This window comes from Paracoccus sp. UBA5162 (assembly GCF_002413585.1).
Classification (GTDB): Bacteria; Pseudomonadota; Alphaproteobacteria; order Rhodobacterales; family Rhodobacteraceae; genus Paracoccus.
Genome location: NZ_DHXG01000007.1, coordinates 9,600 through 10,034, shown reverse-complemented (window position 1 = coordinate 10,034; position 435 = coordinate 9,600). Strand labels below are relative to the sequence as shown.

Genomic DNA, 435 nt, shown 5'->3' with positions numbered 1-435 from the left:
GCGCCAGCCTGCGCCGGGACGCGGCGTCAGACGACTTCGCGGCCCGCCAGGATCGCCCGCACCATGTCATCGGCAAGATCGGTCGTGGTGCGATCCTCGGCCTCGGCGCGTTGCAGCAGCGTCTGCATCCGCCCGGCGATGGCCTCAAGGCGGGACTGCCGCCAGGCGTCGTCCTGTCCGTGGATTTCGCTGGCGACGCTGATGATCCCGCCGGCATTGACGACGTAGTCGGGCAGATAGACGACGCCGCGCCGGTGCAGTCGGGCCGCGATGCCGGGCGTCGCAAGCTGGTTGTTGGCCGCGCCGCAGATCAGCCGCGCTTGCAGCCTGTCGGCGGCATCCGGCGTCAGCACGCCGCCCAGGGCGCAGGGCGCAAGGATCTCGGCCGGCTGATCGAAGACCGCGCCCGCCGCGCAGATCCGGGCCCCCAGCCGC

At 72.6% G+C, this 435-nt stretch carries 1 pseudogene; it reads right to left on the bottom strand.

Going from position 1 to position 435, the window contains the following annotated elements:
* Positions 1-26: 26 nt before the first annotated feature.
* Positions 27-435: pseudogene (locus B4A72_RS00820) on the bottom strand (amino acid dehydrogenase); the annotation flags it as partial.